The sequence below is a fragment of the Ramlibacter sp. 2FC genome (genome assembly GCF_005503345.1).
Taxonomy (GTDB): Bacteria; Pseudomonadota; Gammaproteobacteria; order Burkholderiales; family Burkholderiaceae_C; genus SCMQ01.
Window position 1 is genome coordinate 76,713 of the sequence record NZ_SCMM01000006.1, and the last position, 25,033, is coordinate 101,745.

The 25,033-nt window shown below is 70.3% G+C and carries 22 protein-coding genes and 1 pseudogene; 10 read left to right on the forward strand and 13 right to left on the reverse strand.

The window, feature by feature from the left end; translation table 11 throughout:
* Positions 1 to 2: 2 nt before the first annotated feature.
* From rplX to FFS10_RS04575, 3 genes are all read right to left on the reverse strand, one after another.
* The gene (gene rplX, locus FFS10_RS04565; RefSeq protein ID WP_137891953.1) at positions 3 to 323 is read right to left on the reverse strand and encodes a 50S ribosomal protein L24; all 321 of its coding nucleotides are present in this window, start codon (positions 321 to 323) and stop codon (positions 3 to 5) included.
* A 9-nt stretch (positions 324 to 332) separates the two neighbouring features.
* The gene (gene rplN / locus FFS10_RS04570; protein WP_137891954.1) at positions 333 to 701 is read right to left on the reverse strand and encodes a 50S ribosomal protein L14; all 369 of its coding nucleotides are present in this window, start codon (positions 699 to 701) and stop codon (positions 333 to 335) included.
* 192 nt (positions 702 to 893) lie between these two features.
* Complete coding sequence (locus tag FFS10_RS04575; protein WP_137891956.1) at positions 894 to 2,489, reverse strand: glycerol-3-phosphate dehydrogenase/oxidase; 1,596 nt, start codon at positions 2,487 to 2,489, stop codon at positions 894 to 896.
* A gap of 175 nt (positions 2,490 to 2,664) precedes the next feature.
* Between FFS10_RS04575 and FFS10_RS04580 the strand changes: the two genes are divergently transcribed.
* The 3 genes from FFS10_RS04580 to proC all read left to right on the forward strand — a co-directional run bounded on the left by FFS10_RS04580 (position 2,665) and on the right by proC (position 5,877).
* A complete protein-coding gene (locus tag FFS10_RS04580; protein WP_137891958.1) occupies positions 2,665 to 3,429 on the forward strand; it encodes a DeoR/GlpR family DNA-binding transcription regulator in 765 nt (254 codons plus the stop codon).
* Positions 3,430 to 3,468: 39 nt separating this feature from the next.
* Positions 3,469 to 4,962: a glycerol kinase GlpK gene (gene glpK, locus FFS10_RS04585; RefSeq protein WP_137891960.1), complete on the forward strand. Its 1,494-nt coding sequence runs from the start codon at positions 3,469 to 3,471 to the stop codon at positions 4,960 to 4,962.
* 81 nt (positions 4,963 to 5,043) lie between these two features.
* Positions 5,044 to 5,877 carry a pyrroline-5-carboxylate reductase gene (proC, locus tag FFS10_RS04590; protein ID WP_502702650.1) on the forward strand — a complete coding sequence of 278 codons (834 nt, stop codon included), beginning with the start codon at positions 5,044 to 5,046 and terminating at the stop codon, positions 5,875 to 5,877.
* A 7-nt stretch (positions 5,878 to 5,884) separates the two neighbouring features.
* On the opposite strand, the gene ubiA is transcribed toward proC, so the two are convergent.
* The 4 genes from ubiA to recG are packed head-to-tail and all read right to left on the reverse strand — an operon-like array spanning position 5,885 to position 10,887.
* Positions 5,885 to 6,742, reverse strand: a complete 858-nt coding sequence (gene ubiA / locus FFS10_RS04595) for a 4-hydroxybenzoate octaprenyltransferase (protein ID WP_137891964.1) — start codon at positions 6,740 to 6,742, stop codon at positions 5,885 to 5,887.
* Between the two features lie 5 nt (positions 6,743 to 6,747).
* Entirely contained in the window at positions 6,748 to 7,659 is a 912-nt protein-coding gene (locus FFS10_RS04600) for a Dyp-type peroxidase (RefSeq protein WP_137891965.1), read from the reverse strand.
* A gap of 25 nt (positions 7,660 to 7,684) precedes the next feature.
* Positions 7,685 to 8,650: a LysR substrate-binding domain-containing protein gene (locus FFS10_RS04605; protein ID WP_137891967.1), complete on the reverse strand. Its 966-nt coding sequence runs from the start codon at positions 8,648 to 8,650 to the stop codon at positions 7,685 to 7,687.
* A gap of 5 nt (positions 8,651 to 8,655) precedes the next feature.
* Entirely contained in the window at positions 8,656 to 10,887 is a 2,232-nt protein-coding gene (recG, locus tag FFS10_RS04610) for an ATP-dependent DNA helicase RecG (RefSeq protein WP_137891973.1), read from the reverse strand.
* Positions 10,888 to 11,052: 165 nt separating this feature from the next.
* Here recG and FFS10_RS04615 point away from each other — a divergent pair, with 165 nt between their 5' ends.
* The 3 genes from FFS10_RS04615 to tgt are packed head-to-tail and all read left to right on the forward strand — an operon-like array spanning position 11,053 to position 14,929.
* Entirely contained in the window at positions 11,053 to 12,546 is a 1,494-nt protein-coding gene (locus FFS10_RS04615) for a sensor domain-containing diguanylate cyclase (RefSeq protein ID WP_137891975.1), read from the forward strand.
* Positions 12,547 to 12,602: 56 nt separating this feature from the next.
* Entirely contained in the window at positions 12,603 to 13,760 is a 1,158-nt protein-coding gene (queA, locus tag FFS10_RS04620) for a tRNA preQ1(34) S-adenosylmethionine ribosyltransferase-isomerase QueA (protein WP_137891977.1), read from the forward strand.
* A gap of 2 nt (positions 13,761 to 13,762) precedes the next feature.
* The gene (gene tgt, locus FFS10_RS04625; RefSeq protein ID WP_137891979.1) at positions 13,763 to 14,929 is read left to right on the forward strand and encodes a tRNA guanosine(34) transglycosylase Tgt; all 1,167 of its coding nucleotides are present in this window, start codon (positions 13,763 to 13,765) and stop codon (positions 14,927 to 14,929) included.
* Positions 14,930 to 14,951: 22 nt separating this feature from the next.
* Here the strand turns inward: tgt and FFS10_RS04630 are convergent, their stop codons facing one another.
* On the reverse strand, positions 14,952 to 16,004 hold the full coding sequence (locus FFS10_RS04630; protein WP_137891981.1) for a serine endopeptidase: 1,053 nt from the start codon (positions 16,002 to 16,004) through the stop codon (positions 14,952 to 14,954).
* 288 nt (positions 16,005 to 16,292) lie between these two features.
* On the opposite strand from FFS10_RS04630, the gene FFS10_RS04635 reads away from it, so the two are divergent.
* Positions 16,293 to 16,520, forward strand: coding sequence for a hypothetical protein (locus FFS10_RS04635; protein WP_249931168.1), 228 nt, complete (start codon positions 16,293 to 16,295; stop codon positions 16,518 to 16,520).
* A gap of 24 nt (positions 16,521 to 16,544) precedes the next feature.
* Here FFS10_RS04635 and FFS10_RS04640 read toward each other — a convergent pair whose 3' ends face one another.
* Together FFS10_RS04640 and FFS10_RS04645 are read right to left on the reverse strand one after the other, a co-directional pair.
* Positions 16,545 to 17,801, reverse strand: coding sequence for an amidohydrolase family protein (locus tag FFS10_RS04640; protein WP_137891985.1), 1,257 nt, complete (start codon positions 17,799 to 17,801; stop codon positions 16,545 to 16,547).
* A 174-nt stretch (positions 17,802 to 17,975) separates the two neighbouring features.
* Positions 17,976 to 19,925: an MFS transporter gene (locus tag FFS10_RS04645; protein ID WP_137891987.1), complete on the reverse strand. Its 1,950-nt coding sequence runs from the start codon at positions 19,923 to 19,925 to the stop codon at positions 17,976 to 17,978.
* Between the two features lie 244 nt (positions 19,926 to 20,169).
* On the opposite strand from FFS10_RS04645, the gene FFS10_RS04650 reads away from it, so the two are divergent.
* Positions 20,170 to 20,901 (forward strand): helix-turn-helix domain-containing protein, encoded by a 732-nt coding sequence (locus tag FFS10_RS04650; RefSeq protein WP_137891989.1) that lies wholly within the window; start codon positions 20,170 to 20,172, stop codon positions 20,899 to 20,901.
* Positions 20,902 to 20,920: 19 nt separating this feature from the next.
* On the opposite strand, the gene FFS10_RS04655 is transcribed toward FFS10_RS04650, so the two are convergent.
* The 3 genes from FFS10_RS04655 to FFS10_RS04665 form a co-directional block, all read right to left on the reverse strand.
* Positions 20,921 to 22,180, reverse strand: coding sequence for an FIST signal transduction protein (locus FFS10_RS04655; RefSeq protein ID WP_137891991.1), 1,260 nt, complete (start codon positions 22,178 to 22,180; stop codon positions 20,921 to 20,923).
* 31 nt (positions 22,181 to 22,211) lie between these two features.
* Entirely contained in the window at positions 22,212 to 22,952 is a 741-nt protein-coding gene (locus FFS10_RS04660) for a PhaM family polyhydroxyalkanoate granule multifunctional regulatory protein (RefSeq protein WP_137891992.1), read from the reverse strand.
* A 97-nt stretch (positions 22,953 to 23,049) separates the two neighbouring features.
* Entirely contained in the window at positions 23,050 to 23,463 is a 414-nt protein-coding gene (locus FFS10_RS04665; protein WP_137891994.1) for a hypothetical protein, read from the reverse strand.
* A gap of 11 nt (positions 23,464 to 23,474) precedes the next feature.
* Between FFS10_RS04665 and FFS10_RS23370 the strand changes: the two are divergent.
* Together FFS10_RS23370 and FFS10_RS04670 are read left to right on the forward strand one after the other, a co-directional pair.
* Positions 23,475 to 23,680: pseudogene (locus tag FFS10_RS23370) on the forward strand (hypothetical protein); the annotation flags it as partial.
* Positions 23,681 to 23,848: 168 nt separating this feature from the next.
* Complete coding sequence (locus FFS10_RS04670; RefSeq protein ID WP_137891996.1) at positions 23,849 to 25,027, forward strand: ROK family transcriptional regulator; 1,179 nt, start codon at positions 23,849 to 23,851, stop codon at positions 25,025 to 25,027.
* Positions 25,028 to 25,033 lie beyond the last annotated feature (6 nt).

The following is a 25,033-nucleotide window of genomic DNA, read 5'->3' on the forward strand; positions in this document are numbered from 1 at the left end:
GGTCATGCCACCTTGATTTCTTCGCCGCTGGACTTGTAGACACGCACGCGCTTGCCGTCGGCCAGCAGCTTGATGCCCACGCGGTCCGCCTTGCCCGTGGCGGCGTTGAAGATCGCCACGTTGGACTGGTGGATCGGCATGGCCTTCTCCACGATGCCGCCGGTCGTACCCTTCATGGGGTTCGGCTTGGCGTGCTTCTTGACGAGGTTGACGCCCTCGATCACGAGATGCGAATCGTCGGTGCGCAGCGAGACCTTGCCGCGCTTGCCCTTGTCGCGCCCCGCGAGCACGATGATTTCGTCGCCTTTGCGAATCTTGTTCATGGCGCGTCCTTACAGAACTTCGGGAGCCAGGGACACGATCTTCATGAACTTCTCGGTACGCAGTTCACGCGTGACCGGGCCGAAGATGCGGGTGCCGATGGGCTCCAGTTTGTTGTTCAGCAACACGGCAGCGTTGCCATCGAATTTGACCAGCGAGCCATCGCCGCGGCGAATGCCCTTGGCGGTACGCACCACCACCGCGCTGTAGACCTCGCCTTTTTTGACGCGGCCGCGCGGAGCAGCTTCCTTGATGCTCACTTTGATGATGTCGCCGACACTGGCGTAGCGGCGCTTGGACCCGCCGAGCACCTTGATGCACAGCACGGACTTGGCGCCGGTGTTGTCGGCAACGTCTAACCGAGATTCAGTCTGGATCATTTCAATATTCCCAACTTGCATCCGAGATTCCCGCCGCCCCACTCAAGGTAAAGACGGCAAGTCACCCGGATCAGTCTTGGGCCCGTCGTCCACGCCACGAACCACTCGCGGCGCTTTTGCTGGGCAGAAATTTCCGCTAGTTAAAGCGAAGCCTGCTATTGTGGCAGCGCTTCGGCAAGCTGTCAAGCGCCTTCACTCGGGTAAATGCTGATAACGCGACGCCAAGGCCAGAAAGGCCTCGGCCTGCGGGTCCTGGCCGGTCTCTTCCCGCAGGATTTCCGCCACGGCCGGCGCCAGCCTGGCGGCCAGGGCCGCGTCCAGGAACAGCAGGCGGCTGCGCCGCGCCAGCATGTCCTCCACGGTGCGCGCGTACTCGTGGCGCGCCGCAAAACGCACCATGGCTTCGCTCAGGCCGCCGCCCAGTTCGCGATCCGCGCCCGGCAGGGCCTGCACCGCCGGCGCCTCGCTGCCGTAGGCGTGCAGGCCCGGCGGATCGCTGATGCGCGGCCGCCCGGCCGGCGCAGGATCGGCGCCGAGCAGCGGAAAGTTGGCAGTCACTTTCGATTCCGGCATTTCGAGCAGGCGCGCCTCCCCGCATTTGGCCAGCACGTCCTCGGCCATGGCGCGGTAGGTGGTCCACTTCCCGCCGGTCACCGTGACCAGGCCGCTGGCGCTGACCAGCACGGTGTGCTCGCGGCTCAGGCCCTTGGTGCCGCCCGCCTCCTCTTCCTGCGGCTTGACCAGCGGACGCAGCCCGACCCAGCAGCTGCGCACGTCGGCACGTGTCGGCGCGCGGCGCAGGTAGCGCGCCGATTCGCGCAGGATGAACTCGACCTCGTCGCGGAACGGCTCGGGTTCGCGCGCCAGGTCGTGGCGCGGGGTGTCGGTCGTGCCCAGGATGAGCTTGCCCAGCCAGGGCACGGCGAACAGCACGCGGCCGTCGGCGGTCTTGGGCACCAGCAGGGCATGGTCGGTCGACAGGAACTCGCGGTCCACCACCAGGTGCACGCCCTGGCTCGGCGCCACCATGGGCCGGGCCGGGCGCCCGGTGGCCCGGCCGTCCATCTGCCGGACCTCGTCCACCCAGACCCCTGCCGCGTTGACCACGCAGCGCGCGCGCACGGTGTAGGTTCGCCCGGTCTCCCGGTCCTCGCAGACCAGGCCCGCGACCCGGCCGGCCTCGTGCACCAGGCCGGTGGCGGCGCAGTAGTTCAGCAGCAGCGCGCCCTGGGCCGCAGCGGTGCGCGCCAGCACCAGGGCCAGGCGGGCATCGTCGAATTGACCATCCCAGTACTTGACGCCGCCGCGCAAGCCGTCGGCCTGCAGCCCGGGCAGGCATTGCAGCGTCCGGTTGCGACCGAGGAACTCGGTCTTCCCCAGTCCGTCGCGGCCAGCCAGCGCGTCGTAGGCCTTGAGGCCCAGGCCATAGAACGGCGCCTCCCAGCAGCGGTAGGACGGCATCACGAAGGGCAGCGGCTGCGCCAGGTGCGGCGCATTGCGCAGCAGGGTCGCGCGCTCGTGCAGCGCCTCACGCACCAGGCCGATGTCGCCCTGCGCGAGGTAGCGCACGCCGCCGTGCACCAGCTTGGTGGCGCGCGAGGAGGTGCCCTTGGCGAAATCGTGCGACTCCAGCAGCACCACGCGCAGGCCGCGCAGGGCCGCGTCGAGCGCCACGCCCAGGCCGGTGGCGCCGCCGCCGATGATGGCCAGGTCGTACAGGCAGGGCTCGGCCAGGCGCGCCATCAGGACATCGCGCGGGGTCGGCAGGGGGGTCGGTTGGTCGGTCATGGAAGCAGCTGGGCCAGGCGCTCGCGCCAACCGCCATCGGCCAGCCAAGGTCGGCGCCTTATTTTTCTATTTTGTTCGATTTTGATCTTTTATTGCAATCGTTTTCCCTAATAAAATTCCTTTTGTTTCGTTTTAGAGTCTGCTCCAGCCCCAACCGCCTCATCCCAGTCCCGCAGTGAACCCCAATCCCCGCCAGATTCGGCTGGTCGAAGCCGTACGCAGCCATGGCGCCATGAGCGTCGAACAGCTGGCCGAGATGCTCGGCGTGACGCTGCAGACCGTGCGCCGCGACGTGCAGCGCCTGGCCGAGGCCGGCTTGCTGGCGCGCTTTCACGGCGGGGTGCGCGTGCCCAGCTCCACGATAGAGAACATCGCGCACCAGCAGCGCGAAAGCCTGCATGCCGACGGCAAGGCGCGCATCGCGCGCGCCGTCGCCGCCCAGGTGCCCAACGACTGCTCGCTGATCCTCAACATCGGCACCACGACCGAGGCCATCGCCCGGGCCCTGCTGCGCCACCGCGGCCTGCGCGTGATCACCAACCACCTGAACGTGGCCGCCATCCTCAGTGCCAACCCGGACTGCGAGGTCATCGTGGCCGGCGGCCTGGTGCGCACGCGCGACCGCGGCATCGTCGGCGAGGCCGCGGTGGACTTCATACGCCAGTTCAAGGTCGACATCGCGCTGATCGGCGTCTCCAGCATAGAGTCCGACGGCTCGCTGCGCGACTACGACCTGCGCGAGGTCAAGGTGGCGCAGGCCATCATCGAGCAGGCGCGCGAGGTCTGGCTGGCCGCCGATGTCAGCAAGTTCAACCGCCCGGCCCTGGTGCGCCTGGCCACGCTGGAACAGATCGACCGCCTGTTCACCGACGCCGAGCCGCCGCCGCCGTTTCCGGCCCTGCTGGCCGAGGCCCAGGTGCGCTGCGAGATCGCCGCCTGAGCCCCGACCGCCCCCGTCCATCCTTCATCGCCGCTTCCCATGACCTACCTGCTCGCGCTCGACCAAGGCACCTCCAGCTCCCGCAGCATCGTGTTCGACGCCGGCGGCCGCCTGGTCGCGCAGGCCCAGCAGGAGCTGCCGCAGATCTACCCCCAGCCCGGCTGGGTCGAGCATGACCCGCAGGCGATCTGGCGCACCCAGCTCGCCACGGCGCGCGAGGCCCTGGCCAAGGCCGGGCTCCAAGCCCACGCGATCCGCGCGGTCGGCATCACCAACCAGCGCGAGACCACGCTGCTGTGGAACCGCGCCAGCGGCCAGCCCCTGCACCACGCCATCGTGTGGCAGGACCGCCGGGCCGAGCCGACCTGCGCCCGCTTGCGCGAGCAGGGCCTGGCCGACCTGGTCCAGTCCAGGACCGGCCTGCTGATCGACGCCTATTTCTCGGGCACCAAGCTCAGGTGGCTGCTCGACCATGTGCCGGGCGCGCGCGCCCAGGCCGAGCGCGGCGAACTGGCCTTCGGCACGGTGGACAGCTGGCTGGTCTGGCAGCTGACGCGGGGCCGGGTGCACGCCACCGACGTCAGCAACGCCTCGCGCACCATGCTGTTCAACGTGCACAGCAACCAGTGGGACCAGGAGCTGCTGCGCCTGCTGGACATTCCGGCCGCGCTGATGCCGCGCGTGCTGCCCTCGAGCGCGGCCTTCGGCGAGCTGGACGCCAGCCTGCTGGGCCACGCCATCCCCATAGGCGGCGTGGCCGGCGACCAGCAGAGCGCGCTGTTCGGCCAGGCCTGCTTCAGCGAGGGCATGGCCAAGAACACCTACGGCACGGGCTGCTTCATGCTGATGCACACGGGCAGCCGCTTCCAGACCTCGCGCAACGGCCTGCTGACCACCAGCGCCGCCCAGCCGGGGCCGCAGCCCGAGTACGCGATCGAGGGCAGCGTCTTCGTCGGCGGCGCCGTGGTGCAGTGGCTGCGCGACGGCCTGCACGCCATCCAGGCCAGCAGCGAGGTGCAGGCCCTCGCACAGAGCGTGCCCGATTCGGGCGGCGTGATGATGGTGCCGGCCTTCACCGGCCTGGGCGCCCCCTACTGGAAGCCCGAGGCGCGCGGCACCATCACCGGCCTCACGCGCGGCACCACGGTGGCCCACATCGCGCGCGCGGCGCTGGAGAGCATCGCCTACCAGAGCGCCGCCCTGCTGCAGGCCATGAGCCGCGACGCGGTGGCGGCCGGCGCCGCACCGGTCAGCGAGCTGCGCGTGGACGGCGGCGCCTGCGTCAACGACCTGCTGATGCAGTTCCAGGCCGACCTGCTCGGCATTCCCGTGGTCCGCCCGGCCGTGGTCGAGACCACGGCCCTGGGCGCGGCCTACCTCGCGGGGCTGGCCTGCGGCGTCTGGCGCGGCACCGACGAGCTGTCCGCGCTGTGGCGCGCCGAACGCCGCTTCCTGCCCACGCTGGACGCGGCGCGCGCGCAGGAGCTCATGGCGCAATGGGAGCATGCGGTGCGCCAGGCGACCCTTTCATAGGCCCTGGCCAGCGGCGACAATGCGGGATGCGGCCGCCCATCCGTTCGCGGCCTCTGAATTCCTGGAGCGACCACGATGAGCATGAGCACAGCCCCCTTCCCCGTATCCCCCATCGCCTTCATCGGCGGCGGCAACATGGCCAGCGCCATCATCGGCGGCCTGCTGCGCCAGGGCATGCGCGCCGAGCAGATCGAGGTCGTCGAGCCCTGGGCCGAAGCGCGCGAGCGCCTGCAGTCGCAGTTCGGCATCGCCGCCCTGCCCGAGGCCGGCCCGGCGCTGGCGCGCGCCGCGCTGGTGGTCTGGGCCGTGAAGCCGCAGACCTTCAAGGAGGCCGCTCAGGCCGCGCGCGAGCACACCGGCGCCGCCCTGCACCTGAGCGTGGCCGCCGGCATACGCTCGGACAGCATCGCCGCCTGGCTGGGCAGCGAGCGCATCGTGCGCTCCATGCCCAACACGCCGGCCCTGGTCGGCAAGGGCATGACGGCGCTCTACGCGCGGCCGGCCGTGACGGCCCACGACCGCGCCCTGGTCGAGCGCGTGATCAGCACCACCGGCGAGTTCCTGTGGGTCCAGGAAGAAGCGCAGCTGGACGCGGTCACGGCCCTGTCGGGCTCGGGCCCGGCCTATGTGTTCTTCTTCCTGGAAGCCATGACCGAGGCCGGTCTGGAGATGGGCCTCACGCGCGAGCAGGCGCATCGCCTGGCCGTTGGCACCTTCGTCGGCGCCTCGGAACTGGCGCGCGCCTCCGACGAACCGCCCGAAGTCCTGCGCCAGCGCGTGACCTCCAAGGGCGGCACCACCTACGCCGCCATCAGCGCCATGCAGCACGACGGCGTCAACGCCCTGTTCATCAAGGCGATGCACGCGGCGCGCCAGCGCGCCAAGGAGCTCGGCGACGAGTTCGGTTCCGCGTGAAGAGCGCTCAGCCCAGCGCGTAGGCCAACACGATGCCGGCGAACACGGCAAAACCCACCCAGTGGTTGAGCCGGAAGGCCTTGAAGCAGCCCTCGCGCGTGCGGTCCCGGATCAGGGTGTAGTGCCAGGCGGCCAGGGCCAGGGCCGCGGCGATGCCGGCGTAGAAGACCGGGCCGGGCAAGCGGCCGGCCAGGGCCAGGGCCCAGATCGCCAGGAACAGGCCGTAGCTCAGCATCACCCCCACCACGTCGTAGCGACCCAGGGTGATGGCCGAGGTCTTCATGCCTATCCTGAGGTCGTCGTCGCGGTCCACCATGGCGTACTCGGTGTCGTAGGCCAGCACCCAGAACAGGTTGCCCAGCAGCAGCAGCCAGGCCAGCCAGGGCGTCTGGCCGGTCGTGGCCGCGAAGGCCATGGGGATGCCGAAGCTGAAGGCCAAGCCCAGCACGGCCTGCGGCATGGACACATAGCGCTTGGCGAACGGGTAGACCAGGGCCAGCACCAGGCCGGCGAAGGACCAGGCGATGGTGGCGGCATTGGTGGTCAGCACCAGGCCGAAGGCCAGCAGCGCCAGCACCGCGCCCACGGCCAGGGCCTCCTTGACGCCGATCCGGCCGCTGGTCACGGGGCGCTGGGCCGTGCGCTTGACATGGCGGTCGAAGTCGCGGTCGGCCACGTCGTTGACGCAGCAGCCGGCGCTGCGCATCAGGATGGTCCCCAGCGTGAACACGGCCAGCAGGTGCCAGCCCGGAAAGCCGCCCGCCGCCACCCACAGGCCGCCCAGGGTGGGCCACAGCAGCAGCAACCAGCCGGCCGGCCGGTTCCAGCGGATCAGGTCGAGGTAGAGATTGAGTCGCTCGCGCATCAGCATCACAGACCGAGGGCGCTGAGGTCCAGGCGGCCGCCCCGCACCGGCGGACACCAGAAATAGGCCCCCGACAGGGGCCTGGAGATGCGGAACAGCGCGTCGGCGATGCCGTCGTCCAGGCCCAGCATGCGGCGCAGCTGCGCCTCGAAGGCGTCGAAGCTGCGGCCGAAGGCGACGAACACCAGGCCGGCCTGGGCACCGGCGGCCCAGGGCATGGAGCGGCGCAGCACGAAGGCCTCGGGCTCGAAGCTCTCCTGGGCCGTGCGCTTGACATGGGCGGACGCGTGCGCTTCGCCGAGCTCCTCGTTGTCGCTGCGCCGCCGGCCTATCACATGGTCCTGGGCGCCGGCGGACAGCGCCTCGAAGGCGTCGAAGTCGTGCTGCCATTGCTGCAGGGCCATGAAGCTGGCCCCGTCCTGCCCCGCGCCCTGGCCCTGCACCAGGGCCGCCGCCGCCGCGGCCTCACCCTCGGGATTCTCGGTGCCGTCCTCGTAGCCCGTGAGGTCGCGGCCATGGCCGCTCTCGCCCAGGCCATGGCGGAAGGCGTCCAGCGCCTGGTCCAGGCGCAGCGCCGGCGCCAGCGCCTTTTCCAGTCGGCGCGTGAACAGCACCAGGTCGCCGGCGTCGCCGCCCTCGCCGCGCAGCCAGCACAGCAGGGCCACGGGCGTGCTCGGCACCGCGATGCCGGGCGCCGATAGCGCGGGGAATTCGTGCAGGCCCGGCAAGGCGCGGTCGAGCGCGGCCGTCAGCTGCGGGCCCAGGCCGACCACCACGGCGCCCGAGGCGACTTGGGCCACCTCGGCCAGGCGGCGCAGGGCCTCGGGCAGCGCCGCGGGCTGGGCCACGGAAAACATCAGGTAGCGCCCCAGCGCCGGGATGGGGCGCAGGATGCCGGCTTGCGCCAGTTCGGACATGGACAGGCTCCTCGGTTTCAAACGTTCAGGACAGGCGCTTCACGCCCGGCAGCGCGCAGGCGTAGATCGCGTTGCGCAGGGCGGCGATCGCCTCGTAGCGGGTGAAGCTGCGCCGCCAGGCCAGCACCACGCGGCGGCTGGGCGGCGGTCCGCCCTGCTCGTCGGTGATGGTCAGGTACTTGACGAAGGGGTCCTCGTCCTTCTTGCGCCGCGGCTTGGGGTCCAGCGCCTCCTTGGGCACGGACAGGCGCGGCACCAGGGTCACGCCCATGCCGGCGGCCACCATGTGCTTGATGGTCTCCAGCGACGAGCCCTCGAAGCTCTTGCGTATGCCCTCGGCGTTGGACGAGAAATGCGCGAACTCGGGGCAGACCTCGAGCACATGGTCGCGAAAGCAGTGGCCCGTGCCCAGCAGCAGCATGGTCTCGCTCTTGAGCTGCTCGGCCGTCACCGAGGTCTGCGCCGCCAGCGCATGGTGGCTGGGCACGGCGGCCATGAAGGGCTCGTCGTAGAGCTGCGCCGTGGCCAGGCCGGTGTCGGGAAAGGGCTCGGCCATGATGGCGCAGTCGATCTCGCCGGTGCGCAGCATCTCCAGCAGCCGGGCCGTGAAGTTCTCCTGCAGCATCAGCGGCATTTGCGGCGTGTGCGCGATCGCCTGGCGCACCAGGTCGGGCAGCAGGTAGGGGCCGATGGTGTAGATCACGCCCAGGCGCAGCGGCCCGGCCAGCGGGTCCTTGCCGCGCTTGGCGATCTCCTTGATCGCCGCCGCCTGCTCCAGCACGCTCTGCGCCTGGCGCACGATCTCCTCGCCCAGCGGCGTGACCGAGACCTCGGAGGCGGCGCGCTCGAACAGCTTGACCTCGAGCTCGTCCTCGAGCTTGCGTATCGCCACCGACAGCGTGGGCTGCGAGACATAGCAGGCCTCTGCCGCCTTGCCGAAATGCTTCTCCCTGGCAACGGCGACGATGTACTTCAGCTCGGTGAGAGTCATAGGGGTCAGGCTTTCAGATACTCGGATTTTCCACCCAACCAGCGCGAAATGTGCCGCTCGGCCAGTTCGCGATGGCGATCGAGCATGAAGGGGGCCAGCTCGCGCGCCCATTCCAGCAGCGCGGTGTCGGCCTGCAGGTCGGCAAAGCGCAGCAGCGGGGCGCCGGACTGGCGCGCGCCCAGGAACTCGCCGGGGCCGCGGATCTCGAGGTCGCGGCGCGCGATCTCGAAGCCGTCGGCCGTCTCGGCCATGGCCCTGAGGCGCTCGCGCGCTGTCTCGCCCAGCCGCCCGCCCTCGGGCGCGCTGTAGAGCAGCACGCAGGCCGAGGCCGCCGCGCCGCGGCCGACGCGCCCGCGCAGCTGGTGCAGCTGCGACAGGCCGAAGCGCTCGGCGTGCTCGATCACCATCAGCGAGGCGTTGGGCACGTCGACGCCGACCTCGATCACCGTGGTGCTGACCAGCACGCCCATCTGCCCGCTGCTGAACAGCGACATCACGGCCTTCTTCTCGGCGGGCGGCATGCGCGAATGCAGCAGGCCGACCATGACGCCGGCACCGCCGCCGGGCCGCCCCAAGGCGGGGCCAGCCCCCTCGGGGGGCAGCAACCCGCGCAGCGGTGGAGCGTGGGGGCTATTGAGCGCTTCGTTAAGAGCCTCGTGCGTGGCCGTGGCGTTGGTCAGGTCCAGAACTTCGCTCTCCTCGATCAGCGGGCAGACCCAGTACACCTGCCGCCCCTGGGCCAGCTGGGCGCGGATGCGCTCCACGAGCTCGTCGCGCCGCTGGTCCGAGACCAGCTTGGTGACGATGGGCGTGCGCCCCGGCGGCAGCTCGTCCAGCGTGGACACGTCCAGGTCGGCGTAGTAGCTCATGGCCAGGGTGCGCGGGATGGGCGTGGCGCTCATCATCAGCATGTGGGGTTCGAAGGGGAGACTCCCCATCGGCTCGCCGATGGGTTGACCCCTTCCCTCCCCCGCTTGGCGGGGGAGGGCCAGGGAGGGGGTGTCGTCAGCATCCGCCAAGGGCGGTCGGGCTTTAGCCCGAATCGCCAGGCGCTGCGCGACGCCGAAGCGGTGCTGCTCGTCGATCAGGGCCAGGGCCAGGTTCCGAAAGCGCACCTGGTCCTGGATCACCGCATGCGTGCCGACCACCAGGGCCGCCTCGCCCGAGGCGATCAGCGCCAGCATCTCGCCGCGCGCCTTCTTCTTCTGGCTGCCGGTCAGCCAGGCCACCCGCACGCCCAGCGGCTCCAGCCAGCCGACCAGCTTGCTGAAATGCTGCTCGGCCAGGATCTCGGTGGGCGCCATCAGCGCGCACTGCCAGCCGCCGTCGATCGCGATCGCCGCCGCCAGCGCCGCCACTACGGTCTTGCCCGAGCCCACGTCGCCCTGCAGCAGGCGGTGCATGGGCACGGGCCGCGCCAGGTCGCGCGCGATCTCCTCGCCGACGCGGCGCTGCGCCGCCGTGAGCTGGAACGGCAGGGCCGCCAGCAGCCGCTCGTGCAGGCCACCGGGCCGCGCAGCCAGCCGCGGCGCACGCAGCGCATCGCGCTCGCGCTTGGCCATCAGCTGCGACAGCTGCTGCGCCAGCAGCTCCTCGGCCTTCAGGCGCTGCCAGGCCGGGTGGCTGTGGTCCTCGAGCTGGGCCAGCGCGACGTCCGGCGCCGGGTGGTGCAGGAAGGACAGCGCCTCGCGCAGGCCCCACAGCGGCCGGCCGCCCGGCGGCGCAGCGCCAGGCGGCAGCGTGTCCGACAGGTCGGCGCGCGCCAGCCCGCCCGCCACGGCGCGCCGCAGGTAGGCCTGGGGCAGGCCGGCCACCGTCGAATAGACCGGCGTGAGCGCCGTCGGCAGCTCGCCGCCAGCCGCCTTGAAGCTGGGGTGCATCATGGTCAGCCCCAGGAAGCCACCGCGCAGCTCGCCGCGCGCGCGTATGCGCGTACCCACGGCCAGCGCCTTCTGCTGCGAGGGGTAGAAGCTGAAGAAGCGCAGCAGGCAGGTCTCGGAGCCGTCGTCCACGGTCACCAGCAGCTGGCGGCGCGGCCCGGGCCGGATCTCGCTGGCCGTCACCTGGGCCTCGATCTGCACCGTCTCGCCCTCGCGCGCGTCGGCCAGGCGCCGGATGCGCGTCTCGTCCTCGTAGCGCAGCGGCAGGTGCAGGGCCAGGTCGATGTCGCGCGCCAGGCCCAGCTTCAGCAGGGCCTTCTGGGGCGCGGACAGCGATCGGGTGTCGGATGAACTCACTTGGTGTGCAGGGTGGGCAGGCCGGCTAGGGCCAAGCCCGCGCCTGGCGCAGCTCTATTATCGGCATGCGCGCAGCGGGCCCGCCCCATGGCCCGGGTTAGGATCGGCGCCTGCCCGGCCGCTGGCCACCGCGAACAGCCCCCAACCCCCATAGCCTGGAAAACCATGCAAGCCGACAACGCCGTCCTCGCCGACTACGAGCACATGTTCGAGCTCGCACCGGTCTCCCTGTGGCTGGAAGACTACAGCGCCCTGCGCGAGCTGTTCGGACACTGGCGCGAACAGGGCGTGAGCGACCTGCGCGCCCACCTGCGCGAAGACCCGCGACGCGTGGCCGAGTGCACCGCCTGCCTGCGCGTGCTCAAGGTGAACCAGCGCACGCTGGAGCTGTTTGCGGCGGCCTCGCAAGAGCAGTTGCTGGCGAACCTGGACCAGGTCTTCGCCCAGGACATGCTCGCGCAGGTGGTGCCCGAACTCGCCGCCCTGTGGGAAGGTCAGCTGGCGTTTGCCAACCAGACCGTGAACTACACGCTGGACGGCCGTCGCCTGGACGTGCAGATCCGCGCCCGGGTGCTGCCCGGTCACGAAGAATGCTGGGACCGCGTTCTGGTTTCGCTGGAGGACGTCACCGAACGAACCCGCGCCACCATGGAGCTGCAGCGCAGCGAGCGCTATGCGCGCCACCTGTTCGAGCGATCGCCCGTCTCTCTGTGGGTCGAGGACTTCAGCGGCGTCAAGCGGCTGCTCGACGAGGTGCGCGCACAGGGCATCGAGGATTTCCCGGTGTTCCTCAAGGTGCACCCCGAGTTCGTGACGCGCTGCATGCGCGAGATCCGCGTCATCGACGTCAACCAGCTGACGCTGCGCATGTTCGGCGCGGCGAGCAAGGACGAACTGCTCAACGAGCTCGAGCGCGTGTTCCGCGACGAGATGCAGGCCTCTTTCGCCGAGCAGCTGATCGACCTGTGGAACGGCAAGCTGTTCCAGCAGCGCGAGGTGCTCAACTACGCCCTGAGCGGCGACGCCATCCACATCCACATGCAGTTCAGCGTGCTGGCCGAGCACGCCGAGCACTGGGACCTGGTGCTGGTCTCGCTGGTGGACATCACGGCGCGCAAGAAGGCCGAGGCCTACCTCGAATACCTGGGCAAGCACGACGTGCTGACCAAGCTGCGCAACCGCTCCTACTACGCCGAGGAACTCAACCGCCTGGCGCGCAAGGGCCCGTGGCCGGTCAGTGTGCTGTCCATAGACCTCAACGGCCTCAAGCAGCTCAACGACGAGGAAGGCCACCAAGCCGGCGACGCGCTGCTGCGCCGCGCCGGCGAGGTGCTGGCCAAGGCGGTGGACGCGCCGGCCTGCGCGGCGCGCGTCGGCGGCGACGAGTTCGCGGTCCTGCTGCCCGGCACCGACGCCCAGGGGGCGCAGGCCACGCAGGAGCGCATCGAGTCTCTGCTGGAGCTCAACAACCAGTTCTACCCCGGGCACGTGCTGAGCATGGCGATCGGGCTGGCCAGCTGCCAGGAGGGCGAACAGCTCGAAACCGCGCTGCAGCAGGCCGACCGCGCCATGTACGCGGCCAAGCAGCGCTACTACGAGCTCAGCGGGATAGAAAGGCGCACCCTCCCGCGCCCGGCTCGGCAAGAGCCTGCCACATAGAGGCTGGCACAATAGCGTTTTCCCCTTGGCACGGGCCCGTCCGGCCCTCAAGCAGCATGAACGACAGCCCCTCGAACGCCGTTCGCGCGTTCAGCCTCTCCGACTTCGATTTCGCGCTCCCTCCCGAGCTGATCGCCCAGCATCCCGCGCCCGAGCGCAGCGGCTCGCGCCTGCTCGACGGCCGCGGCCCCAACCCGGTGGACCGCATCTTCCGCGAGCTGCCCGCCCTGCTCTCGCCCGGCGACCTGCTGGTGTTCAACGACACCCGCGTGGTCAAGGCAAGGCTGTTCGGCGAGAAGGCCTCGGGCGGCAAGCTGGAGCTGCTGATCGAGCGCGTGCTGCCCGGCCACGAGGTCGTGGCCCACATGAAGGTCAGCAAGAAGCCGCCGATAGGCGCGACGCTCTACCTGGCCGGGGGCACGCGTGGCGGCCGCTTCACCGCCGGGCCGCCCCAAGGTGAAGGCGCGCCCCCTCGGGGGGCAGCGACCCGCGCAGCGGCGAAGCGTGGGGGCGCAGCGTTCAGCGCCACGCTGCTGGGGCGCTGGCCCGACCAGGACGGCGCGCTGTTCCGCCTGCGCCTGTCCGACGAGCCGCACGCGCTGATGGAAAGGCACGGCCATGTGCCGCTGCCGCCCTACATCAGCCACGCCGACTCCGAGGAGGACGCGCGGCGCTACCAGACCGTGTTCGCCAAGAACCCCGGCGCGGTCGCCGCGCCCACCGCGGCCCTGCATTTCGACGAGGCCCTGCTGGCCGAACTCGACGCGCGCGGCGTGCAGCGCGCCAGCGTCACGCTGCATGTGGGCGCCGGCACCTTCCAGCCGGTCAAGACCGAGAACATCGCCGAGCACCGCATGCACAGCGAGTGGTACGAGGTGCCCGAGGCCACGCAGCGCGCCATCGCCGAATGCCGCGCGCGCGGCGGCCGCGTGGTCGCCGTGGGCACGACCACGGTGCGCACGCTGGAATCCTGGGCGCAGTCGGGCCAGGCCAGCGGCGACACCCAGATCTTCATCACCCCGGGCTTCGCCTTCCAGGTGGTGGACCGGCTGGTCACCAACTTCCACCTGCCCAAGTCCACGCTGATGATGCTGGTCAGCGCCTTCGCCGGCTACGAGCATGTCATGGCCCTGTACCGGCACGCGATCCGCGAACAGTACCGCTTCTTCAGCTACGGCGACGCCATGCTGCTGGACCGCCAAGAACGAGCCTGAACATGCTGCAATTCGAACTCCTCACCACCGACCCCGGCTCGCACGCGCGCCGCGGCCGCCTCACGCTCAACCACGGCGTGGTCCAGACGCCGATCTTCATGCCCGTGGGCACCTACGGCACCGTCAAGGGCGTGATGCCGCGCAGCCTGGAGGAGATGGGCGCGCAGATCATCCTGGGCAACACCTTCCACCTCTGGATGCGCCCCGGGCTGGACATCATGCAGAGCTTCGGCGGCCTGCACAGCTTCGAGAACTGGCGCAAGCCCATCCTGACCGACTCGGGGGGTTTCCAGGTCTGGAGCCTGGGCGAGATGCGCAAGATCAGCGAGGAAGGCGTGAAGTTCGCCTCGCCGGTCAACGGCGACCGGCTGTTCCTCACGCCCGAGATCTCGATGCAGATCCAGACCATACTGAACTCGGACATCGTCATGCAGTTCGACGAGTGCACGCCCTACGAGACCCAGGGCCACCTGACCACCGAGCGCGAGGCGCGCGCCTCGATGGAGCTCTCGCTGCGCTGGGCCAAGCGCTGCCAGGCCGAGTTCGCTCGGCTGCAGAACCCGAACGCGCTGTTCGGCATCGTGCAGGGCGGCATGTTCGAGCAGCTGCGCCAGGAATCCTTGGACGCCCTGGTGGCCATGGATTTCCCCGGCTACGCCGTCGGCGGCGTCAGCGTGGGCGAGCCCAAGCCCGAGATGCAGCGCATCATGGCCCACACCCCGCACCGCCTGCCCGAGCACAAGCCGCGCTACCTGATGGGCGTGGGCACGCCGGAAGACCTGGTGGAGGGCGTGGGCGCGGGCGTGGACATGTTCGACTGCGTGATGCCCACGCGCAACGCGCGCAACGGCCATCTGTTCACGCGCTTCGGCGACCTCAAGATCCGCAACGCGCGCCACAAGAGCGACCCGCGCCCGCTGGACGAGACCTGTACCTGCTACACCTGCGCCGGCCATACGGCACCCGACGGCCGGGTCACGGGCGGCTTCTCGCGCGCCTACCTCCACCACCTGGACCGCTGCGGCGAGATGCTGGGCCCCATGCTGACCACCATCCACAACCTGCACTACTACCTGAACCTCATGCGCGAGCTGCGCGAGGCACTGGATGCGGGTCAGTTCGGCGCGTTCCGCCAGAAGTTCGCGGCGGACCGGGCACGCGGGGTCTGAGGCGCGGACTGCCTCGCGCGGTTCAGCGTCCGCCCGGGAGCGGCCGCGCCGCCGTGCCACAAGCGTGGCAGAAATGCGAGAACGCGCTCTTGCGCGCCTGGCAGTGGCCGCAGTGGTCGTGCAGGCCGATGCCGCAGTGCGGGCAGAAATCGTTCTTCTGGTCCTTCAAATCCACCGCGCGCTCGCAGCCCGGGCACACGCCCTTGGCCAGGCGCGCCAGCGCCACGTCGTAACTGAGCTCCTCGCGGCGCTGGGCGTCGGGCAGGGCCTCGGCCATCTTCTGCCGCTCCAGGTAGCGCTGCAACGCCAGGATGGCGTAGCGCCCGACCAGGGCCGTGAGCAGGATGCCCACCGTGTAGCGCACATAGCCGCCGTAGCTCGGCAGGTAGGGCACGAGCTCGACGAAGAAGGCGAACAGCGCGAAGTAGATGAAGCCCCAGACGAAAGGCCAGTAGGCGCTATTGCGCTTCTTAGCGAACAGCCAGCCGGCCACCACCAGCAGCGGCAGCGTGAGCGCCAGGCGGTAGAGGAAGATGCGCAGCTCCTGGGCGCGGCGCGCGCCCTCCAGGCCTTCGCGGGCGCTGCGCTCGAGCTCGGCCAGCCGGGCCTGGGCCTTGGCGGTCGCCTGGCGCGCGTCCAGAGCGATCTGCTGCTGCGCCTCCACGGCGGAAAGCGCCTCGCGCTCGGCACGGCGCAGCTGGTCCAGCTGGCTCGTGCGCTGGATCAGCTCGGCGTCCTGCTCGGCGCGGGCCGTTGCCTGGCGCGTGGCCAGCCAGTTGTTGAAGCTCTCGCGCGCCGCGCGGTTGTCGGCCTGGGCCACCTTCAGGCGCTGCTGCGCCTGCTCCAGCGCGTCCTGCGCGTCCCGGCCGCTGCGCTGTGCGGCCTTCAGGGCCTCGCGCAGCGGCGGCGTGGCCACCGGGTCCATGAAGTCGTCCAGCTGCTGGCGCTGCTCGACCTTGGGCAGGTCGCCCACGACGGTGCCGCCCAGGCCGATCAGGAACCAGGCGAACACCAGGGCCACGGCCCACAGGCCGCGGCGGAACCAGGTTTCGGACAGGCGAAGCGCTTTGCTCATGAAGTACCTCTTGCTGCGTTGAACACGGGGCGAAGCATGGCCGGCCAGCGGGCCGATGGCGTGGATTTTCCATGCCGGTGGCGGGCCGTCGCATGCCGAGTATCGGTACACGATACCCGACACGCGGCCAGGCTCGCGGCCGGGCCCTGGCGCGGCGCGCCAGCCGGGCGCAAAATCGACGGTCCGTGCCACGGAGACCAACTTGCGACCGAGCAAGCCCACCACCGCCAGGCCGGCCGCCACGCGGCTCGTGCGCGGCAGGCGCCGGGTCGGACCATGGCGATTCGCGTGAGCTGCCATGCCGGCCATCGCGGCGAGGCCGAGCCGCGCAGCTTCTGGCTCGGCGAGCGCCGCGTCGAGGTGCAGGCCATCCTCGACCGCTGGCTGGCGCCGGACCACCGCTACTTCAAGCTGCAGGGGGACGACGGCGGCACCTACATCCTGCGCCACGACGCGGCCGCGGACGAATGGGAGATGACGATGTACAGCGCCTGGGGCCCGCGCGGGCCGGCGTAGCGCCCGCCGGCCAGGCCTCGCGCGTCAGCCCCGGTCGAAAAAGGGGCGGGTGTGAAATATGTCCGTCGCCAGCCGCTGGCGCCCCCGCGCCAGGCTGCGCTTGAGCACGAAGTCGAACAACAGGGGGTTGTACCTGCGCAGCGCCTGCAGCGGCGCCACGGCCGAGTCCGCGAGCAGCCTGGCGGCCGCCAAGGCCTCCAGGTCATAGAGCGGCAGCACCCCGGGCAGGGGGTAGTCGGAGCCGTGCAGCAGACGGCCATGCCAGTCCTGTCTTTGCAGCAAGGCGCGCCAGATGCGGGCACGGCGATTGGCCTGGAACAACGCAGAGATGTCCCCCCAGAGCAGGGGCTTGCCGTTCGACATCTGCTCCTTCATCAGGCGAGCAAACAGGTCGAACGCGGCCACGCGCGGCTGCGAGCGCGCATCGAGGTCGACGGCCCGGCCCAGCGAGGCGCAATGCGCCATCACCACCCGCACACCCGACGCCAAGGGGGCGCGTGCCAGCAAGGGCGTGCCATAGTCCTCCTGCCCCGCACCGGGCGCTGCCATTTCTTCGCCGCAATGCACGATCAGCGGCATCCCTGTGGCGGCCAGCCAGTCGTACAAGGGACGGCAACGGGCATCGCGCATGTCGATGTTCATGGCGCTGGGCAGCCACTTCAAGGCCACGGCGCCGTCGCGGCGAGCCTGCTGCAGCTGGGCCAGCGCGTTCTCGGCATAAGGGTGGACCGAGGCCACCCAGGCAAAGCGCTCGGGATGGCGCTGCGCGACGGCGGCCGCATAGGCGTTGGGCACGTGAATCGTGCTGACGTCGGGCCTGGGCCGGCCCTGGTCGCTGTGGGCATGCGCGAACGCGTACAGCATCCATTTGGCGCCTTCGGGAAAGTCCTGCGTCAGGTGGTGCAGACGCGCGACATAGTCGGCATCGACCGAGCCGCTGTCGCGGGGCACGCAGGCGGCGTTCATGACGATCTTGCGCCGCAGCACTTCGATCGGATGCCACAGCGAGTACAGGTCCGGGTTCACGGTACAGCCGCTGCCGCTGTCGCCCGTGCCCAGCAAATGCGCGTGCATGTCCCAGAGCCGGCTCGCATCGATGCCCTCGAACGCCGCCAGCACCAGTTCGTGCCGCGCCCATTCGCTGGGCATGCGCCCCAGGCAGGGATTGAGCAGACCATCGGCCAGGGTGATCGCCTGGGCGGGGCGGATCCGCGCCGTGAACAGCCCCGCCCCCAGTGCCAGCGTGCAGCACAGCATGTGACGACGAGGCATGGCACTCATGGCGTTTTTCTCCCCGTCAGGGGCACGGGCGACGCGGGCCGGCTCAGGCGCCGCGCGCGTCCGGGCGAATCCGCTTCGAGGCCAGCCAAGCTACCACAAAGCGCGGCGCCTGCACCAGTCGGTCGATCCGGGGGCGACGGGGGCGCTGATGCCGCAGCGGGCCCGCCGGCGCGTTCAGGCCGCGAGCAGCGCGCCCACCCGCTCGCGCAGCCCTTGCGGCGTCACCGTCGCGGGAACCAGGGCGGGGCCCACGTTCAGGCCCACGCGGTTGTACAGGCCGCGCCGGAACGGCCGCACCATGGCCACGTTCTCGCCGTCGCGCACTTCCACGCGGCTGAAGAAGGAGCCCCAGAGGTTGGTCAGGGCCATGGGGATCACAGGCGGGTGCAGGCCTTGTTGCGCGGCATGCTCCAGGATCTTCATGACGCCGCCCTTGAATTCCTGCAGCGCCCCGTCGCGCGTGATGCCGCCCTCGGGGAAGATGGCCAGCAGATCGCCCTCGCGCAGCACCCGGGCGGCGGTTTCGAAGGCGGCCTCGTAGGCGATCGGGTCTTCGCTGCGCGGCGCCACGGGAATCGCCTTGGCGAGCCGGAACAGCCAGCCCAGCAGCGGCACGCGGAAGATGCGGTGGTCCATCACGAAGCGGATCGGGCGCGGGCTGGCGGCCATCAGCAGCACGGCGTCGACGAAGCTCACGTGGTTGCAGACCAGCACGGCCGCACCCTGCACCGGGATGTGCTCGTCGCCGCGGATGCGGAAGCGGTAGGCCAGGTGCGAGGCCACCCAGGCGACGAAGCGCAGCAGGTACTCGGGCACCAGCAGGAAGATGTAGCCCGCCACCAGCGCGTTGGCCAGGCCGGTGAACAGGAAGATCTGCGGGATGCTGAAGCCGGCCTCGAGCAGCCCGCCCGCGATGAGGGCGCTGGCGATCATGAACAGCGCGTTGAGGATGTTGTTGGCCGCGATGATGCGCGCGCGGTGCGTAGGCTGGGCGCGCAGCTGGATCAGCGCGTACATGGGCACGCTGTACAGGCCCACGCTGAGGCTCAGCAGGGCCAGGTCGGCCATCACGCGCCAGTGTGCGGGCCGGGCGAGGAACTCGGCGAGCGTCAGCGCCTCGGCCGGCGGCAGCGCGTGCGAGGCAAGGTACAGGTCGACCGCGAACAGGCTCATGCCGATCGCGCCCAGCGGCACCAGGCCGATCTCGACATGGCGGCGCGAGAGCTGCTCGCACAGCAGCGCGCCCGTGCCTATGCCGACCGAGAACACCACCAGCAGCAGCGAGGCCACCTGCTCGTTGCCGTGCAGCACCTGCTTGGCGAAGCTGGGGAACTGGCTCAGGAACACGGCGCCGAAGAACCACATCCAGCTGATGCCCAGCAGCGAGCGGAACACGACCAGGTTGCCGTGCGCGAGGCGCAGGTTGCGCCAGGTCTCGCTGACCGGGTTCCAGTTGACCTTGAGGCCCGGGTCGGTGGCCGGCGCGCCGGGAACGAACTGCGCCACCAGCCGCCCCGCCAGCGCCAGCCCCAGGCAGGCGATGGCCACGTCGCGCGGGCCGACCACGGGTATCGCCACGAGCAGTCCGCCCGCGACATTGCCCAGCAGGATGGCGACGAAGGTGCCCATCTCCACCATGCCGTTGCCGCCGGTGAGCTCGCGCTCGTTCAGCACCTGCGGCAGGTAGGCGAACTTGACCGGCCCGAACAGCGTGGAGTGCAGGCCCATCAGAAAGGTGCAGGCCAGCAGCAGCGCGACGTTGGCCGAGACGAAGCCCCAGGCGGCCAGGGCCATGATGGCGATCTCCAGGTTCTTGACGAGGCGGATCATGCGGGTCTTGTCCCATTTGTCGGCCAGCTGGCCCGAGGTGGCCGAGAACAGCAGGAAGGGCAGGATGAACAGCGCGCCGATGGCCAGGCCCGCCATGGCCGGCGGCAGCCAGGCCAGCTGCAGCTGGTAGGTCACCATCACGGTGAAGGCGAACTTGAACAGGTTGTCGTTGGCCGCGCCCGCGAACTGCGTCCAGAAGAAGGGGGCGAAGCGGCGCTGGCGCAGCAGCGCGAACTGGCTGGGGTGAGCCGCCGCGCCCGAGGGCGCCTCAGGGGGCTGGTGCTGCGTGGACATGGCTTTTCTCCTCCTTCAGGCTTTCGTGGGTTTGCGAGGGCTCCTGCTGCCGCGATCGTAGCCAAGGGCCGGTGGCGCCAGCGCAGCCAGGCCTCGGGCGAGTTTGCGCGCGCTGTCGTCGAAGGTCTTCATGCCGGCTCCGGTGGGTTCAACGGTGCGAAGTCTGCTTGCTAAGCCTGGGCCAGGAATCGAAAATCGATACGGAAGAAAAAATCAAATCCCTCGGCATCAGAATTCAATACCCATGAGCACCACCGCCGACCTGGTCACCCTGCTGAAGAAAGAGCTCAAGGCGGCTCAGATGACCTATGCCGACTTGGCCCGGGCGCTGGGCCTGGCCGAGTCCAGCGTCAAGCGCATGCTGGCGCGCGGCGACATGCCGCTGTCGCGCATCGACGCGATCTGCCGCGCGCTCAAGCTCGATTTCGCCGAACTCGCACGCCGCCTGGCCGACGCGCAGCCGCTGCTCAAGGAGCTCACGCAGGAGCAGGAAAAGGCGGTGGTAGCCGACAAGAAGCTGCTGCTGGTGGCGATCTGCGTGCTGAGCCAATGGACGCTGGAGCAGATCACCAGCGACTACCGGCTCAGCGAGGCCGAGGCCATCAAGTACCTGGCCCAGCTCGACCGCATCGGCATCATCGAGCTGCGGCCGCTGAACCGCTACCGGCTCAAGCTGGCCAAGGCCTTCCGCTGGCGGCCGCACGGGCCGGTGATGGACTACTTCCGCGAGCACGCGGTGCTCGACTATTTCTCGGGCGGCTTCGACGGTGCGGGCGAAGGCCTGCTGCTGGTGCACGGTTCGGTCGCCCGCGCTCTCGCGCCCGCCTTCCTGGAGCGCATGCAGCGCGTGGCGCAGGATTTCGCGCAGCAGCACCTGGCCGACCAGAAGCTCGCCCCCGCCGACCGCGAGGGCTACACGCTGCTGCTGGCCATGCGCAGCTGGGAGTTCGCAGCCTTCGCGGCCCTGCGGCGCTGAAGCCGGCACGGGGCCTCGTCTATGGCGCCTCGTCGGTGAACACCGTCAGCACGCCGGTATAGCCGTAGAGGTGGTCGCGCGCGATCTCGCCGCCCGCGAAAAAACCCACCAGCGGCACGTCGCCGAGGGCGCGGCGCACGATTTGCAGCTCGGCGCTGGGCCCGCCGAAATGCGGGCCGCCGCGGCCCGCGCAGCTGACGTAGAGCGCGCCGGCGATGCGCCGCGCGGGGTGCGGCGCCGACTCGGCCTCGGACGCGGCCAGGGCGCTGGCCGCCTCCACGCTCATGGCCTCTGGCTCGAGCTCCTCGCGGATTTCGGCGCAGATGCGCACCAGGTCGGCCCGCGCCGCCTGGGCATGGCGCTGGCAGAAGGCCAGGCGCGTGCCGACGTCGGGCTGGTCCGCGATCGCCACGCCCTTGCGCGCGGGATCCAGGCCAATGATGTGGCGCACCACCACGTCGCTGCCGAAATGGCCGGTGCGGCCCACGGCCTCATGGCCCGGCTCGCTGAGCCCGACCAGGGTGGCGCGCACCGCGGCCAGGGCCTCGCGCGGCAGCCCGGGCGAGACGCCGAGGTCGCGCAGCAGCACGTCGAGCGCCGGCTCGTCGCCCAGCGTCAGCAGCACATGGCCGTCCACCGCCGTGAGCACGCGCTGCGGCGCCACCGGCTGGCAACCCTGGGTGACACGCGAGACCAGGTGCACGCCGGGCCCGAAAGCCACGCCGGACAGGCCGCCGCTGAACACACCGCTGGCCGCGCCCTGCCCGCGCATGTTGCCGTTGCCGCCCACGGCGAACTGGACCACGGCGGAGCGGCTGGAGGCCAGGCCGCCGAACAGGTAGCCGGTCTCGGTGCGCGCCGCCATCTCGGCGATCAGCTCGGCCAAGTCGGGCGTGCCGGCGTCGGCATGGACCAGGGCCGTGTGCGCGGCAAAGCCCGGTCCCAGCGGGGCCACGCCGGAGAACACGCGGTACTGGTCGTGCGGCAGCTCGCAGAGCATGACGGCCAGCGCCGGCTCGTCGAAATACTCGACGTTGTTGGACGCGATGCCCACCCCGACGGTGCCGGACCAGTCGGTCACCTCGGGCAGCTCCGCGCTCAGGAAGTCCAGGATGTCCGGCGCCTGGCCGGCATAGTGGTCCGTGATGTAGAGCAGGCCCAGCGTGGGCGCACTGGCATGGTCGGGCAGCGCCATGCGCGCGCGCAGCTGGGCCAGCACCAGGGCGGCCGCCATGCGCCACTGCGGATGGGTGGCATGGGCGTAGGGGAACAGCTTCATGGCAGACCCTGGCGCGGCGCGGGCGGCCGTCTCAGGCGCGGCGCGGCGCGCGCTTGCGCGCCGGCCGGGCCGCCGGCTCGGCCGCGCCGGGGTCGGCCTGGGGCGCGGCAGTGCCCGCCTTGGGCGTCGCGGCGGCCTGGGCCACCGAGCTGGCCATGTCGCTGGCCGTCTTGAAGGCGTCCTGAGCCAGGCCGCTGGCCATCTGGCGCGTGGTGTCGAAAGCTTTCTGCGTGGCCGCGTCCTGCATGGCGCTGGCGGCAATCTGCTGGAACTGCTGGGTCAGCGCGCCCCACCACTGCAGCGGATCGACCACGCCCTCGCCGGCCGGCCCGTCGGTCGGCTCGGCCGCCTTGGCCTTGGGGCGTTTTTTCGGGGCCGGCTTGGCCGCCGCCTCGGCGGGCGCGGGCGCCGCTGCCTCGGCCTGGCGCTCGGGCGCACTTTCGGCAGCAGGCTTGATCTTGAAGGCCTCGGCCACTTCGCCGAGCTGGAAGTTCATGCCCTTGAGCGCGGCCAGGGTCATCTTCTGCACCTCCAGCGCCTGGATGGTGGCCTTGAGCCCGGTCGCGTTCTGGTCCAGCCAGAACTGCACGGCCTTGAGCTCCTGGATGCGCTTGTCGAGCTCCTCGACGCTGAGCGTGGGCGCGACCCAGTTGGCCAGGTTCGGCAAGGGACTGGTGCCGGCCGCGCCCTTGACCGCGGAGCCGGCCAGGCCCTGCAGGAAGTCGAAGCCGGGAATGAACTTGCCGAAGCCAAAGGGGGTGGTGTCGCTCATGGTCGCTCCAAATCGACGGGGGTCATCACAAGCGCAGCTTACTCCAAGGCAAGCCGGCCGGCGACGGCCTTTGGGGCAGCGCGCCCTGCGCGCCCCGCTACGCCGACGCGAGCAGGGCGCGCAGGGCCGGCACCACCAGGCCCGTGCTGACCAGCAGCAGCAGCACGCACACCACGCGGCGCACCGTAGGCGGCTCGAACGGCGGCGGCCGGCGCGCCATCCAGCGGGTCTGCAGCAGCACCAGCGGCGCCGCCTCGACGCAAAGCCAGACGGCCGAGACGCTGAAGCGCTCGCCGGCCACCATCATGGCCAGGCGCAGCACGCCGTTGGCGGCGAACACGCCGACCAGGGCGTCGCGGATGGCGGGCAGGCTGGAGCTCTGGGTCGGTGGCATGACGCGCCGTTCGAACACCGGGCGGCTGGTGCGAAACAGCATCAGTGCGTTGACCAGGGCCGGCACGCTGGCCACGTTGACCACGTCGGTCGTGGACGCAAACCGCTCTCGCAGCACGAGGCCTGTAAGACCAAGCCACGGCGGTGCTGCTCGCAGCGGCAGACGAACTCGAGCTGACGGACGCGGCCAGTGCGGCGCTGCTGCGCCACACCTACGCGCGTACCTTGTGCTCGATAAGCGCGTGCCGCTGCCCAAGGCGCAGGCGCTGCTCGGCCACGCGTCGGTGCAAACGACGGGAGCTCGCGGAAATGAGCTTCGGCTCGACAGGGGGTGACCGAACGAATAACTCGGAGCCGCCCTTCGATCGCCTCGGGCAGGCCGCCGGAAGCAGTCCCGTGGGCTACCCACCCCTTCACCAGCCGTCCAGACACCGCATTCGGGTTTGTCCCATGGATCGCTCGGCGCCTGCACGGCACAATTATTTTCTACTAGGTAGTAATTAATGAATCCACCCAAGCGCACCCCTGTCGAGCAGATCCGCGTCGAGCACCGGCTCAAGGTGATCCGCGCCCTGCGTGACCATGGCCCTCAATCGCGGGTGGAGTTGTGCGAATCGCTCAGCCTGGCGCCGACGACCATGACCAAGCTGGTCGCCGACCTGCTCCAAGAAGGGTTGATTGACGAGTCCGGCGTGCAGACTCAGAGCGGCGGCGTGGGGCGGCCGCGGCTCGAGTTGCGACTCGTGCCCGAATCTCGCCACATCGTCAGCGTCGCCATTGCGCCCGAGGGGCTCGACTGGGCGATGGTGAAGCTGGATCTCAGCGTGGCGAGACAGGGCCGAGTTGCGTTCCCTGTCGCGAGCCGGCCACCCCAGGACACGCTCGACGCCGTCGCGGCCCTCGTATCCGAGCTGGTCGGTATGCCACGCGGCAAGCACAACGCCGGGCCGAGCGGTGTGGCAATCGCGGTGCCGGGATTCGTGGATGATCAGATGCGTGTGAGCCTGCGCGCGCCTCACATCGGCTGGAGCCATGTGGCGATCGCCGATCACCTGGAGGCGCAGCTCGAGCTCCCCGTCGTCGTGCACAACAACGCGCGCGCGATGGCGCTCGCGGAGCTGCAGCAGCTGCGCGCCGACGGCGTGCCCCCCCTGCTCTACGTGCAGGCCAAACACGGCATGGGCGCTGCCATCATCGACAGCCCCGCATCCGTGCTGCAGCGCCACTACGTTCTCAGCGAACTGGGCAACATCCCGGTCCAGCGCCATGCCTCCGCCGCGGACGGCCCGGATGACCTACGGCTCGGCGCGGTCGTCAACGAGCAGTACCTGCAGTCCGTGCTGGGTTTGAAGGCGGGCGCTGCGGACGTCGTTCCGGAGTTGGAGCGGCGCGCGCTCGCGGGCGAGGAGGCCGCCGCCCGGCTATACGCGCAGACGGTGCATTACCTCGCCATAGGGCTCGGCATAGCGATCGACCTTCTCAACCCAAGAACCATCGTCCTCGGAGGCATCTACGCGCTCGCCTCCGACCGCTTTCTCGACGATCTACTGGCCGACATCAAGCGGCAGGCGCTCGGCGAATTCACACAGCAGATCAGGCTGCTGCGCAGTTCACTTGTCGGCCAAGGCGCCCAGATCGGGGCGGCCATGGTCGGCATGGAACGATTCCTGGCACTCCACTGAAAGAGA

Coding starts and splice junctions, on each gene's coding strand:
- rplX (WP_137891953.1), bottom strand. CDS start 323: ATGAACAAGATTCGCAAAGGCGACGAAATCATCGTGCTCGCGGGGCGC.
- rplN (WP_137891954.1), bottom strand. CDS start 701: ATGATCCAGACTGAATCTCGGTTAGACGTTGCCGACAACACCGGCGCC.
- FFS10_RS04575 (WP_137891956.1), bottom strand. CDS start 2,489: ATGACCGACCAACCGACCCCCCTGCCGACCCCGCGCGATGTCCTGATG.
- glpK (WP_137891960.1), top strand. CDS start 3,469: ATGACCTACCTGCTCGCGCTCGACCAAGGCACCTCCAGCTCCCGCAGC.
- proC (WP_502702650.1), top strand. CDS start 5,044: ATGAGCACAGCCCCCTTCCCCGTATCCCCCATCGCCTTCATCGGCGGC.
- ubiA (WP_137891964.1), bottom strand. CDS start 6,742: ATGCGCGAGCGACTCAATCTCTACCTCGACCTGATCCGCTGGAACCGG.
- FFS10_RS04600 (WP_137891965.1), bottom strand. CDS start 7,659: ATGTCCGAACTGGCGCAAGCCGGCATCCTGCGCCCCATCCCGGCGCTG.
- FFS10_RS04605 (WP_137891967.1), bottom strand. CDS start 8,650: ATGACTCTCACCGAGCTGAAGTACATCGTCGCCGTTGCCAGGGAGAAG.
- FFS10_RS04615 (WP_137891975.1), top strand. CDS start 11,053: ATGCAAGCCGACAACGCCGTCCTCGCCGACTACGAGCACATGTTCGAG.
- queA (WP_137891977.1), top strand. CDS start 12,603: ATGAACGACAGCCCCTCGAACGCCGTTCGCGCGTTCAGCCTCTCCGAC.
- tgt (WP_137891979.1), top strand. CDS start 13,763: ATGCTGCAATTCGAACTCCTCACCACCGACCCCGGCTCGCACGCGCGC.
- FFS10_RS04630 (WP_137891981.1), bottom strand. CDS start 16,004: ATGAGCAAAGCGCTTCGCCTGTCCGAAACCTGGTTCCGCCGCGGCCTG.
- FFS10_RS04640 (WP_137891985.1), bottom strand. CDS start 17,801: ATGAGTGCCATGCCTCGTCGTCACATGCTGTGCTGCACGCTGGCACTG.
- FFS10_RS04645 (WP_137891987.1), bottom strand. CDS start 19,925: ATGTCCACGCAGCACCAGCCCCCTGAGGCGCCCTCGGGCGCGGCGGCT.
- FFS10_RS04650 (WP_137891989.1), top strand. CDS start 20,170: ATGAGCACCACCGCCGACCTGGTCACCCTGCTGAAGAAAGAGCTCAAG.
- FFS10_RS04655 (WP_137891991.1), bottom strand. CDS start 22,180: ATGAAGCTGTTCCCCTACGCCCATGCCACCCATCCGCAGTGGCGCATG.
- FFS10_RS04660 (WP_137891992.1), bottom strand. CDS start 22,952: ATGAGCGACACCACCCCCTTTGGCTTCGGCAAGTTCATTCCCGGCTTC.
- FFS10_RS04670 (WP_137891996.1), top strand. CDS start 23,849: ATGAATCCACCCAAGCGCACCCCTGTCGAGCAGATCCGCGTCGAGCAC.